Source organism: Xanthomonas sp. WHRI 10204, assembly GCF_040202875.1.
Lineage (GTDB): Bacteria > Pseudomonadota > Gammaproteobacteria > Xanthomonadales > Xanthomonadaceae > Xanthomonas.
The window spans coordinates 259089-271452 of record NZ_JBEGDW010000005.1 but is presented as its reverse complement, the minus strand read 5'-3'; the positions used below and the strand labels follow the sequence as shown (position 1 = coordinate 271452).

The window sequence follows — 12364 nt, the reverse complement described above, 5'->3', positions numbered from 1 at the left end:
GCGATGGGCCGAGCAGTGCCCGGCCCATCGCATTGCCTCTACTGCGGCGCGCGTGGCGCGATCAGTATTTCTTTTCCAGATTGATCATCCAGGTCTGGTCGTTGCCGCTGTCGCCGTCGGTGATGCCGCGGTATTCCAGCCGCGTGGACAGGCCTTGTTCGGTCAGCAACGCCGCGCCGATGCCCACCATCAAGCGGTTGCGATCGAACGCGCTCTGGCCGGTGCGATAGAACGGCCCGCCAGACAGATCGGCATAGCTCAGGGTGGCATCGCCACGGCCCTGGAAGTCGCGCTGATATTCCACCCGCAGCTGCGGAGTCAGGCGGCCCCAGCTCACTTCGCGGCGCCATTCCAGACGCAGGCCCAGGTTACCGGTGGTGGTGGCCACATCCATGTCGGCATAGCGCAACGCGAACGGTGCCACGCCGTCTTCGCTATAGCCGTCCAGGGTGGCGCGCGAGACATCCAGCCGCGCATACGGGGTGATCTGCAGGCTGTCGCGCTGCAGGTCCGCACCGGTCGACAGCGACGCGATCCACTGCTTGCCGTCGCGGTTGCCTTCGGCCAGCGAGCCATCGTCGGTCACATAGCGGCGCAGGTCGTACGACAACAACTGGTAACCGACCAGGGTGTCGAAGAAGAACGCCTTGCCCGGATGGAAGCTGGCATACACGGCCATGGTGTACGCGTTGGCCTTGCTATGGCTGCCGTTGTTGCCCACGTCGCTGTCGTCGCGGCCCCAACCCAGGCCTGCACCGATCGCCAGCGACTGCGCCACCCGGTAATCCGCACCGACGCTCAAGCCGTCGGTCTGGAAGTCCACACCGTTGCTGCTGGCCTGCCGGTTCAAGCTGCCCGAGCGGATCGCACCGCCGATCCACAGACCCAGATCGCCCTGCCCCTGCGCCTGCGCGGTGCCGCTGGACGCCACTGCCGGCGCATCGCGGAAGTCGTTATCGGCATCCTGCGTGTCCGGGCTGCACGGCTGCGCACTGACACCGCGCTCGGCCTGGCGGCAATGCGAGGTGGGCTGGAAGCTCACCGCATTGCTGAAGCTGCCGCCGCCGCGATGGGTGGCCTCCAGACGGCGTTGGAAGTTGTCGATCTGCGCGCGCGCAAACCGCCGTGTGGACTCGGACTGCGCATCGATCAACCCACGCACTTCCGCATCCTGGCTCGGGTCGCGGCGCGGTGCGATGTTGAACACCACGCTGGCCGGCGCCGAGGTGGCGAACGCGTTGGACAAGGTGAACTGCACCGTCGCCTGGCCGACAAATGCCGAGTTGGGCGTAAAGGTCAGCGTAAAGGTAGGCACTTCGGCCATCGCGGTCGCGGCCGGCGACAGACCGGAAGCGCGTGCCGCCGATGCGGTGGCGGCACCACCGACACGGGTGATGGTGGCGGTACCGGCCGAGGCCGGCAGCACCGAGACCACCGCGGCGGCCACGAACGGCCCGCCGGTGGCGTTGCGGGTGATATCCACCTGCTGCGCTTCGCCGGGCACCGCCTCTGCGGTCACCGACACCGCAACCGGCCGCGCATTGACCGTGATGGTCAGCGTGGTCGCCGCCGAGGTGCCGCCACTGCCGGTGGCGGTGTAGCTCACCACGTCGGTGCCGATGAAGCCGGCGGTCGGGGTATAGACCATCTGCAGGCCATCGACCACGGCAGTGCCGTTGGTGGGTGCGGTGGTGATGGCGATCGCGGTGATGGTGCCGGTGTCGTTGCCGGTCACCGCCACCGTCACTGCCGTGCCATCCATGGTCGCGACGGTGTCTGCAACCGCCACCGGGGCGGCGCTGCCCACGCTGAAGCTATAGGCCTGCGCAGCGCTGGCGGCACTGGCATCGGTCACGGTGATGGTGAAGTTGCTGACGCCTTCACCGCTGGGCGTGCCCGACAGCGTGCCATTGGCGGCCAGAGTCAAACCAGCCGGCAAGGTGCCGCTGGTCACCGCAAAGCTGTAAGGCGCCACGCCACCGGACACGGTCAACGTCTGGCTATACGCGGTGCCGGTGACTGCCGGTGGCAGCGTGTTCTGCCCGATCACCAGCGTGGCTGCGCCGATGGTCAACACATAACTGCGCGAGGCCTGCGCCGCAGGGCTGGGCGTGCTGTCGGACGCAGTGAGGGTGAAGTTGAAGCTGCCCGACACCGTCGGCGTGCCACTTAGACCGCCGGTCGCCGTATCCAGCACGATGCCCGCCGGCAACGCGCCGGCGCTCAGCGCATAGCTGTACGGCGCAGTGCCGCCGGTGGCCGGGCTGATCGCTGCCGTATACGCCTGCCCTGCCGTGCCTGCCGGCAAGGTGGATGCGGGCAGCAGCAGGGTCGGGCCGGCCACCGTCAACGCATACGCCCGCGTCCCGGTGAAGCTGTTGGCATCGCTCGCCTCAACCGTGAAGTTGAAGGTGCCTTCCACCGTCGGCGTGCCCGACAGCGTGCCGTTGCCGGCCAGGGTCAGGCCACCCGGCAACACGCCAGCGGCGATCGTGTAGCTGTAAGGCGCAGTGCCGCCGCTGGCGCTCAACGCCTGGCTGTATGCCGTACCGCGGGTTGCAGCGGGCAGCGTGGAGGGCGCCAGCACGATGGTGGGCGCGGCGATGGTCAGCGTGTAGCTCTGGGTGGCAGTGGACGGCGTACCGGTCGTGCTGTCGGTGGCGGTCAGGGAGAAGTTGTAGGTGCCAGGTGCCGTGGGCGTGCCGCTGAGCGCAGCGGTCCCGCTATTGAGCGTGATACCCGCCGGTAGCGCACCGGCACTGAGCGTGTAGGCATACGGCGCGATGCCGCCGCTCGCCGGCGTGATGGCCGCCGTGTAGGCCTGACCGGCGGTGCCGGCGGCCAGCGAGGTTGCCGGAAGCGTGACGGTGGCGCCCGCAACAACCAGGGTGTAAGCGCGGCTTCCGGTCGTCGGGGCACCGCTGTCGGTCGCCCTTACCGTGAAGTTGAAGCTGCCGGAGGCGGTGGGAGTGCCGGACAGCACGCCCGCAGCGCTCAGGGTCAGCCCGGGTGGCAACGCACCGGCAGTGATCACGAAGGTATAAGGCGCGGTACCGCCGCTGGCCGACACCGTCTGGCTGTAGGCGCTGCCTGCCGTCGCTGCCGGCAGCGACGCCGGTGCGACGGTGACCACCGCATCGTCGTTGACGATGGTGCCGGTGCCGGTGGCGCGCGCGATGGACGCGTTGCTGGCGCTGGACAGGCCCACGGTGAAGGTGTCATTGGGTTCGACAGTGTTGTCGCCGCTGACGGTGACGATCAAGCTCTGCGCAGTGACGCCCGGCGCGAAGGTCAGCGTGCCCGAGCGGGAGACATAGTCGTTGCCGGCAATGGCGGTGCCGTCGGCGGTGGAGTAGTTGACCGACACGGTCTGGCCGCTGGCCGCGCTCAGGCTCACGGTAAAGGTGAGCAGGGTGGACCCGCTATTGCCTTCGTTCACGCTGACATCGTTGATCGACAGCGCAGGCAGCGTATCGTCGTTGACGATGCTGCCCTGACCCTGCGCGTCGCTGACGGCGGCGCCAGCGACGTTGCTGACGTTGACGAAGAAGGTTTCGTTGGGCTCGCTGAGCGTGTCGCCGTTGACCAGCACGGTGAAGGTATAGCTGCTGCTGCCAGCGGGAATGGTCTGCCCGGTCAGGCTGGAAGCGGAGTAGTCCACGCCTGCGGTAGCGGTGCCGTCGGCGGTGGCGATGTCGAAGCTGACCCCGCCGGCGCCGGCCGGCTGGCTAAGCGACACGGTGAAGGTGGCATTGGTGGTGCCGGCGTTGCCCTCGTTCACGGAGACGTCGTTGATCGACAGCAACGGCTGGTCGTCATTGAGGATGGTGCCGGTGACGCTGTTGGGCGAGCCCACGCTGTAGCCGCTGCCTGCGCTCAGGCTGATGTCGACGGTCTCGTCGGGTTCGACGGTGCTGTCGGCGGTCGGGTTGATGGTGATGGTGCCCGTGGTCTGGCCGGCAGCGATCACCAGCGGCGAACTCACGGCCGCGTAGTCGGTGCCCGAGGTCGCGCTGCCGCCAACGCTGTAAGCGACAGACACTGCGCTCGCCGGCACCTGGTCGAGCGTGACGGTGTAGACCAGATTGGTGGCGCCGTCCTCGGCCACACTGACCGGCGACAAGGTGATCGACGCGGTGGGCAGATCGTCGTTGAGGATGGTTGCGGTGGCGCTGGACGGGCTGCCGACGCCATAGCCGGTGCCGCTGGCTACGCTGACCACGACCGTCTCGTCTGCCTCCACCGTGGTATCGGAGACCGGAGTGACGGCGAAGCTGGCCGAGGCGGTGTTGGCGGGCACCACGACGCTGCTCACCGAGCCGGTGTAATCGACGCCGTTGGTGGCGGTGCCGCTACGGCTGAGGTTTACCGTGGTGGCCGTACCGCTGGTCTGGCTCAGCGTCACCGTATAGGTGAACGATAAACCGGTGTCTTCGTTGCGACTGGCCGGGCTCACCGCGATGCTGGCGGTGCGCGACGGATTGATGGTGATGTTGAAGACGACCTGGTTGTTGTCTTCGTCAAGCAGGTAAAACGAGTCCGACGTGGCGCCGTCCCCGTTGTTGAAATAGGTCACCTGTTCGGTGCTGTCGGGATTCTGACCGGGAGCGCTGTAACTGCCATGCGCAGGAGGTATACCGGGATCTAACATGCCGATGTTGGAAGGGCCGTCGCAGTCGCCAACTTCGAAGGACACCGAGCCGCCGGAGTTGATGGTGGCGCTTTTCGGACTCGGGCAGTAGGCAGCCAGGGCAACGTGAGACGTCGCCAACAACAACAGCGCCAACATCCAACGCAATAGCGGGCGCACGCCACCCAAGGCGGCGAAAGTCGTGGACATAAGTTTTCCCCAAAAAAGCACGCCACCCCGGCGTCGGCATCGGTCCTGGTGCCTCAGATCAGCGCAACGCGATGCCGTTCAGGGCATACAGTTGGACTGCGGCGCTATTTAAACAGGAACTGACTGCCAGTTAAAGGATGAAAAATTAATACTTCATTCCAGTTTTGAAGGCTGATGGCTTGTGGTGCGCAAGCTCGGCAGGTATCTGTACCGCAGTCCCGACATCCGTTCGGCGGCGTACCTACGCGGGGAGATCTGCATGAGCGAGTTCTTTGTCGGTCAGATCATGATGACCGGTTTCGTTTTCGCACCCAAATATTTTGCGCAATGCAACGGCCAGCTATTACCGGTCAATCAGAACCAGGCGCTGTTCAGCCTGCTTGGCAGCCGCTTCGGCGGCAATGGCAGCAGCACGTTCGCGTTGCCGGATATGCGCGGACGTACGCCGATGGGTTACGGGCCGTCGGCCGATCCGAGTTGGCAGCCCCCTGCAATGCCGATGGCGCAGGCTGCCGGTGCGGAGACGGTGACGCTGGTGGCGGACAACCTTCCCGCGCACAGCCACCTGATGGATTGCAGCAGCGCCAACGGCGACAACCGCGTCCCGACCGGGCGCCTGTTCGCGAACAACAACATCACCACCGGAACCGCGCACGCGTTGTATGCCGCGCCTGGCGCGATGGTGCCGCTGTCCCAAGGCACGGTCGCCAACAGCGGCGGCAACCAGGCGCATCCGAATATGCAGCCGTACACCGCAATCAATTTCTGCATCGCGCTGAACGGCATCTTCCCCTCGCGCAGCTAGGCGCACGCATATCCGGGCGCTTAGCGCGCAGTGTGCGCGTGGCGTCTCATCGACCAGGAAGGACCTCATGAGCACTCCATTCATCGGCGAAATCCGCATGTTCGGCTTTGGCCGCACTCCCCAGAATTGGCAGGCCTGCGACGGCTCGCTGCTGCAGATCTCCGACTACGAAACGTTGTACATGCTGCTCGGTACCGCCTACGGCGGCAATGGCATGACCACATTCGCGGTGCCGGATCTGCGCGGCCGCGTGCCGATCCACCAGGGCCAAGGCCCCGGGCTGAGCAACTATGTGCTCGCCCAGCGCTCCGGCACCGAGACGGTGACGTTGATCGACCTGCAGATGCCGGCGCACACGCATACCGCCCAGGCCACCACCAGCGCGGCGACCGCTACCGCACCCGCGGGGCTGTTGCCGGCGGCGGTCAGCGGCAGCACGTTCTATGTCAGCGACGTCAACGGCGCGACCACGCTGGCGATGTCCGCGCAGAGCACCTCGTTCTCTGGCGGCAGCCAGCCGCACGACAACCTCATGCCGACGCTGACGGTGCAGTACTGCATCGCCACCACCGGCATCTTTCCGCAGCAGCCCTGATATCCCTCGCGCCGCGCCGATCAGGCCGCAGCCCGCATCCGCTTCATCGGAGGAATCTGTTCATGACCGAACCCTATATCGGTGAAATCCAGCTGTTCGGCTTCGATTTCAATCCTGTTGGCTGGGCGTTCTGCAATGGCGCCACCCTGCCGATCACGCAGAACACCACGCTGTACTCGCTGCTCGGCGTGGCCTATGGCGGCAACGGCAGCAGCACCTTCCAGTTGCCGAACTTTTCCTCACGCGCTGGCTGCCAGCAGGGCGCTGGGCCGGGGCTGACCCCGCAAACGCTGGGCAGCAACTTCGGCTCCGCCTCGGAAAGCCTGCTGAGCACGCAGATCCCCATGCACCAGCACGGCGCCAACGCGTTTTCGCAGCCGGACTTGACCAAGAAGACGGGCACGCCGGCCAGTGGTGTTGCCCTATCGTCGCTGAGCGTCAACACCGAGCGCCCGTTCTTTGCAGTCGCGCCGGACAAGCAATTCTTCCCTAGCATGCTGTTGCCCACCGGCAACGGCCTGGCCCACCAGAACCAGCAGCCCTATCTGGCGGTGAACTTCTGCATCGCATTACAGGGCACCTACCCGGCGTTCGATTGAGGCCATGGCCCAGCGGCTCTCCAACACGGCGGCGACGGCAGCGTTCGGCCACGGCCACGCGGTCGGGTCTGGTACGCAGGCCGTCGTCTTGCGTTCGGAACGCGATACCGACCTGCCATGGTTGCAGGAGCTATACGCCAGCACGCGCAGCGACGAGCTTGCTTGCGTACCGTGGCCGCAAGCGACCAAGCGTGCGTTTCTGGACCAGCAATTCGACCTGCAGCGCGCGCATTACCGGCAGCATTTTGCCGATGCCGACTTTCTGATCGTTGAGGCCAACGACGCGCGTGTCGGCCGGCTCTATCTGCATTGCACTGCGCCCCAGCACACCTTGATCGACATCAGCCTGCTACCGGACTGGCGTGGCCGCGGCATCGGCTCGCACCTGCTTGCCCACGCACAGGCACGCGCCCACGAGGCGGGATGCGCGCTGTCGTTGCATGTGCTGCACGCCAATCCCGCCGCGCAGCGCCTGTACGTCCGTCATGGATTCGTTGCAGGCAGCAGCAACCAGACCCATCTGCAGATGCAGTGGCATCCGCACGATCACTTGGTCAGTTGAACGCGCTCAATTAAAGACGGCCTGATACAGAAACCCATCGCGCTCGCGTGCCACCGGCACCAGAAAGATGCCGATCTCGCCCAGCCGCGCATGGCGCATCTGATAGGTCTGCTGCGGAAACAGAAACGCCGAGCCATTGCGGAACAACAGCGAGAACGGCGCGCGTTGCGCGTTGCGTGCGTCCTGCAGCGGCCGTGCTTCCACCAACACAAACGGCACCTCGCCCTCGTTCAATGACGCAGCGAAGGTTTCATTGACACTCCCGGCGAAGTGTTCAAGCGTCAGCAACTCCATGGATGATTCCTTGGCGACGATAGAGCTGGATCCTCGCGTCTTTTGCGCTGGCACCACAAGACGGCGATGCCAACAACGCGACGCACTCGACAGATCGGAAGAACCGGCAGGAAACCTCAGACGAAACACCTGACCGCGAGAAACGACACGACGGTGCAGGTATCGCCAGGTGTGCCGAGCGATACCCGCTAATCACCCTACTGCTGCGTACGTTGAACAGCGATGACATGCGGTGCTTCAGTCCCTGCGTTACGGGACACGCTGTTACGCAGATGGCGACATGCTCAGCCACATCGCTTGCCGCATGAATGCGACAATACTGCACGCAGCGGTTCGGTTATGTTCAGCCGTGTGACGGCTACTCTATTGCGTTGGAATTCTGTTAAAGGCTTCGATGACGGCGTCCGCCTCTCCTGTCGTGCAGTTGTCCGGTGTCCGCATCGATCGCGGCGGGCGGACGATTTTGCGCGACGTTTCGCTCGATGTGCCGCGCGGCAGCATTACCGCTGTGCTCGGTCCTTCCGGTAGCGGTAAGTCCACGATGCTGGCAGCGTTGACCGGCGAACTGCGCTCGGTCGCCGGTACGGTGACCTTGTTCGGTAGCCCGATCCCGCATGGCAGCCGGGCGTTGTTGGAGATGCGCCGTAATGTTGGCGTGTTGCTGCAAGGCAACGGCTTGCTCACCGACCTGAGCGTGGCCGATAACGTCGCACTGCCGCTGCGCACGCATACGCGCCTGCCGGCGCCGGTGCTGCAGCGGCTGGTACAGATGAAGCTCCACGCCGTGGGCCTGCTTGCTGCCGCCGATGCCTGGCCGCGCGAGTTGTCCGGCGGCATGGCGCGACGTGTGGCGCTGGCGCGCGCGCTGGCGCTGGACCCGCCCTTGATGATCTACGACGAGCCGCTGACCGGGCTGGACCCGATCGCCTCGGGCGTGATCATGAGCCTGATCCAGCGCCTCAACGACAGCCTGGGTCTGACCAGCATCATCGTCAGCCACCACGTGCACGAGACGCTGCCGATCTGCGACCAGGCGGTGGTCATCGCCAATGGCGGCATCGTGTTCGCCGGCACCCCGGCGCAATTGCAGGACAGCACCGATCCGTTGGTGCAGCAGTTCCTGCACGGCCAGCCGGATGGCCCGATCGCCTTCGATGCCGCACCGCGCCGCGACCGGAGTGCTGCCTGATGGCCATGGTTGAATCGATCCGCGCTTTCGGCCGCGCCGGCTTGTTTTCGCTGACCGTGCTGCGCGGCTCGCTGCCGACGCGCGATTTCATCGCCGAGCTGGTGCGCGAGATCTACAAGGTCGGCGCGCGTTCATTGCCGATCATCGCCGTGGGCGGCGCCTTCGTCGGCCTGGTGCTGACGCTGCAGGGCTACCGCACACTGACCACCTACGGTGCGTCGGACGCGCTGTCCACGCTGCTGGGGCTGTCGCTGTACCGCGAGCTGGCACCGGTGCTGACTGCGTTGTTGTTCATCGGCCGCGCCGGCAGCTCGATCGCCGCCGAACTCGGCTTGATGCGCGCCACCGACCAGATCAAGGCGCTCGAACTGATGGCCATCGACCCGGTGGCCAAGGCAGTGGCGCCGCGGTTCTGGGCGGCGGTGCTGACGGTGCCGCTGCTGACCGGCGTGTTCTGCTCGCTGGCCATTACCGGCGGCTACTTCGAAGCCGTACACGTGTTGGGCATCGACAACGGCACATTCTGGTCGGGGCTGAGCAACAGTGTCGATTTCTGGGACGACTTCGGCGTGGCGATGCTCAAGTCGGCGATCTTCGGCGGCACGGCTGCGCTGGTGGCCGCCTATGTGGGCTTCCATGCCGAGCCGACCATCGAAGGCACCTCGATCGCCACCACCCGCGCGGTGGTCAACGCCTCGCTGCTGGTGCTGATGTTCAACTTCGTCCTTTCTGCAATGTTGTTTAGGTGAGATAGCCCATGGCCATGCGTGGACCACGACTCGAATTCGCCGTTGGCGCCTTTTTGCTGCTGACCCTGGCTTCGCTGCTGGTGTTGGCGGTGGCCTCGACCAATCAGCGCTGGGGCTTCGGTTCCAGCCAGTACACCTTGATCGCGCGCTTCAGCCAGATCGGCCAGCTGCGCGCGCAGGCGCCGGTGAAGATCGGCGGCGTGACCATCGGCAAGGTGTCCGAGATCAACCTGGATCCGACCAAGTTCGATTCGGTGGTGACGCTGTCGCTGGACACCAAATACAAGGATCTGCCCGCCGACACCTCGGCCGGCATCTTCACCAGCGGCTTGCTGGGCGAGAGCTATATCGGTCTGCAGCCGGGCGGCGACCCGGAAACGCTCAAGCCGGGCGAAGAGATCGGCTTCACCCAGCCGGCAGTGGATCTGCTGCAGCTGGTCGGCAAGTACATGTTCAGTGGTGGCGGTAGTGGTGGCAGCAATGCCCCGGCCGCCACCGATGGTCAGACGCCCGCGCCTGCCCAGCCCGCTTCTCCCTCTACGGAACCTCACCACCAATGAAAACCACCCTGCTCTCCGCCATCCTGGCCTCGACCCTGCTGGTGTGCGCACCGGCCACCGTACTGGCCCAGCCCGCCGCCGCCAGCGCGCCTGCGCAAGGCGCGGCCACCAAGACCGTCATCGACAGCAGCACCCGCATCCTGACCACGCTGGACCAGCGCCGCGCCGAGTTCCGCGGCAATCCGGCCGCCCTGCGCCAGTACATCAATGGCGAATTGAACAAGGCCTTTGACCGCGACTACTCGGCCCGTCTGGTGCTGGGCGTGCACGGCCGTGGCGCCTCGGACGCGGACATCAAGCTGTTTGCCGACGCGCTGGCCGAGAACCTGATGCAGCGTTACGGCACCGCGCTGCTGAACTTCGAAGGCAAGCCGACCTTCCGCGCCAAGTCCGAAAGCGCGCTGCCGGGCAACCGCGGCGTCAAGGTCTCCACCGACCTGCTGCGCGCCGGCAATGACCCGACCCCGGTCGACTACCTGATGCGCAACAGCGGTGGCCAGTGGAAGATCTTCGACGTGATGATCGAAGGCATTTCCTACGTGCAGACCTTCAAGACCCAGTTCGACGGCCCGTTGCGCGAGAAGGGCATCGCCAAGGTCGCCGCGGAACTGCGCAGCGGCAACCTGCAGGTTGGCGCGGCACCGGCCAATGGCAAGTAACAGCACCGTGCAACGCAACGGCGACACGCTGGCGTTGACCGGCGTGCTCGACCGTGCGGCGGTCACTGCGGCCTGGCCGCAGGCGATCGCCCAGTTGGATGGCGTGCGCACGCTGGACCTGACAGGTGTACAACGCCTGGACAGTGCCGGCGTTGCGATGCTGGCCGAACTGGCCGCGCGGTTGCGCGGTAACGGCACTGCGGCGGTGGTGGGTGAGACGTCCGGTCTGGACGAATTGCGCGCCGCCTATCGCTTGTCCCCCACTCTCGATTTTCAGGCCTGAGCGCCACGCCATGACCCAGTTACGCACCCTCCCCTTGCTGGCCTGCCTGTTGCTGGGCGCCTGCGCCAGCCACGCGCCGAAGTCGGCACCGCCGTCGGCCAGTGCCGATACCGCACCCAGCACAGCAACACCGGTGCGTGACGATGCCGGGGTGACCGCGCAACCGGCCGCTGCGGGTTTCGCCGCACCCGATGCACTGCCTGCCGGCGTGGCCGCCGCGCCTGCCGAGCAGTCCGCTGCCGGCAGCGATGCCGGTGCTGCAACTGCAGGTGAGCCGACCTCGGCCGAAGACGACTTCGATGCCTTGTACGGTGCGACGACCCCGCAGGCCGGTGCCAATGGCGCGCCTGCGCAGCCAGGCGCCCCCGCCTACGACCCGTGGGAGCGCTACAACCGCGGCATGCATCGCTTCAATCTGGCGGTGGACCGTGGCGTGGCGCGTCCGCTGGCGACGGCATACACCAAGGTGGTGCCGCAACCGGCGCGGCTGGGCGTGACCAACTTCTTCGACAACCTCGGCACGCCGCTGACCATGGTCAACCAGTTGCTGCAGGGCCACCCGGTCTTTGCGGTGCAGTCGCTGGGCCGCTTCGTGATGAACTCCACGTTGGGCGTTGCCGGTCTGTTCGACCCGGCCTCCGCCGCCGGCATTCCGCGCCGCAGCGAAGACTTCGGGCAGACCCTGGGTGCCTGGGGCTGGCGTAACTCGCGTTACTTCGAGCTGCCGCTGTTTGGCCCACGCACCGTGCGCGACACCGTTGGCCTGGGTGGCGATATTCCGCTGTCGTGGGTGCGCCAGGTCGACGACGGCGGTGCGCGCTTTGCCCTGCAGGGCTTGCAGCTGGTGGATACGCGTTCGCAGCTGATGTCGCTGGATTCGCTGCGCGACCAGGCTCCCGACGAATACGCGCTGACCCGCGATGCCTGGATGCAGCGCCGCAACTATCAGATCGTGCGCGACCTGCGCAGCCGACGTACCGAAGACGGCGAACTGCCGGACTATCTGCGCGAAGACAAGGACAGCACCGTGCCGGTGGACGCGATGCCGATTCCGCAGTGGATTCGTTGATCGGTTGCGCTGTGGTGTGATCTGCACGCGAAAGCCCGGGAGCGATCCCGGGCTTTTTGCGTTGTGAAGATCATGCAGATGATGACGTGCGCCAGTGTCCAGCACGCCCGCCTTGATTGCTGCGTGTTTTTAGCGCGGCCAACACCACCCGGCAAGTAGC

Annotated in this window: 12 protein-coding genes; 10 read left to right on the top strand and 2 right to left on the bottom strand. The window is 65.8% G+C overall.

Features of this window, described 5'->3' with window-relative positions:
* Positions 1 to 61: 61 nt before the first annotated feature.
* A complete protein-coding gene (locus ABQZ00_RS23455) occupies positions 62 to 4840 on the bottom strand; it encodes a putative Ig domain-containing protein (protein WP_323539101.1) in 4779 nt (1592 codons plus the stop codon).
* 259 nt (positions 4841 to 5099) lie between these two features.
* Here ABQZ00_RS23455 and ABQZ00_RS23450 point away from each other — a divergent pair, with 259 nt between their 5' ends.
* The 4 genes from ABQZ00_RS23450 to ABQZ00_RS23435 all read left to right on the top strand — a co-directional run bounded on the left by ABQZ00_RS23450 (position 5100) and on the right by ABQZ00_RS23435 (position 7401).
* Complete coding sequence (locus ABQZ00_RS23450; protein ID WP_115552507.1) at positions 5100 to 5645, top strand: phage tail protein; 546 nt, start codon at positions 5100 to 5102, stop codon at positions 5643 to 5645.
* A 67-nt stretch (positions 5646 to 5712) separates the two neighbouring features.
* Positions 5713 to 6240 (top strand): phage tail protein, encoded by a 528-nt coding sequence (locus ABQZ00_RS23445; RefSeq protein ID WP_115552361.1) that lies wholly within the window; start codon positions 5713 to 5715, stop codon positions 6238 to 6240.
* Between the two features lie 62 nt (positions 6241 to 6302).
* Complete coding sequence (locus tag ABQZ00_RS23440; RefSeq protein WP_323539102.1) at positions 6303 to 6839, top strand: phage tail protein; 537 nt, start codon at positions 6303 to 6305, stop codon at positions 6837 to 6839.
* Positions 6840 to 6843: 4 nt separating this feature from the next.
* On the top strand, positions 6844 to 7401 hold the full coding sequence (locus ABQZ00_RS23435) for a GNAT family N-acetyltransferase (RefSeq protein ID WP_323539103.1): 558 nt from the start codon (positions 6844 to 6846) through the stop codon (positions 7399 to 7401).
* 6 nt (positions 7402 to 7407) lie between these two features.
* Here ABQZ00_RS23435 and ABQZ00_RS23430 read toward each other — a convergent pair whose 3' ends face one another.
* Positions 7408 to 7695 (bottom strand): DUF6916 family protein, encoded by a 288-nt coding sequence (locus tag ABQZ00_RS23430; RefSeq protein WP_055852465.1) that lies wholly within the window; start codon positions 7693 to 7695, stop codon positions 7408 to 7410.
* 394 nt (positions 7696 to 8089) lie between these two features.
* On the opposite strand from ABQZ00_RS23430, the gene ABQZ00_RS23425 reads away from it, so the two are divergent.
* Genes ABQZ00_RS23425 through ABQZ00_RS23400 form a run of 6 tightly spaced genes read left to right on the top strand, consistent with a single transcriptional unit; the run spans position 8090 to position 12204 of the window.
* Complete coding sequence (locus tag ABQZ00_RS23425; protein WP_323539104.1) at positions 8090 to 8884, top strand: ABC transporter ATP-binding protein; 795 nt, start codon at positions 8090 to 8092, stop codon at positions 8882 to 8884.
* Positions 8884 to 9633, top strand: coding sequence for an MlaE family lipid ABC transporter permease subunit (locus ABQZ00_RS23420; protein WP_055852470.1), 750 nt, complete (start codon positions 8884 to 8886; stop codon positions 9631 to 9633). Before ABQZ00_RS23425 ends, ABQZ00_RS23420 begins: the two co-directional genes overlap by 1 nt.
* 8 nt (positions 9634 to 9641) lie before the next feature.
* Positions 9642 to 10193 carry an outer membrane lipid asymmetry maintenance protein MlaD gene (gene mlaD, locus ABQZ00_RS23415; protein WP_055852472.1) on the top strand — a complete coding sequence of 184 codons (552 nt, stop codon included), beginning with the start codon at positions 9642 to 9644 and terminating at the stop codon, positions 10191 to 10193.
* Complete coding sequence (locus ABQZ00_RS23410) at positions 10190 to 10852, top strand: MlaC/ttg2D family ABC transporter substrate-binding protein (RefSeq protein WP_115552364.1); 663 nt, start codon at positions 10190 to 10192, stop codon at positions 10850 to 10852. Before mlaD ends, ABQZ00_RS23410 begins: the two co-directional genes overlap by 4 nt.
* The gene (locus tag ABQZ00_RS23405; RefSeq protein ID WP_055852476.1) at positions 10842 to 11135 is read left to right on the top strand and encodes an STAS domain-containing protein; all 294 of its coding nucleotides are present in this window, start codon (positions 10842 to 10844) and stop codon (positions 11133 to 11135) included. The genes ABQZ00_RS23410 and ABQZ00_RS23405 overlap by 11 nt, the downstream gene beginning before the upstream one ends.
* Before the next feature lie 10 nt (positions 11136 to 11145).
* The gene (locus ABQZ00_RS23400) at positions 11146 to 12204 is read left to right on the top strand and encodes an MlaA family lipoprotein (protein ID WP_323539105.1); all 1059 of its coding nucleotides are present in this window, start codon (positions 11146 to 11148) and stop codon (positions 12202 to 12204) included.
* Positions 12205 to 12364: the final 160 nt, after the last annotated feature.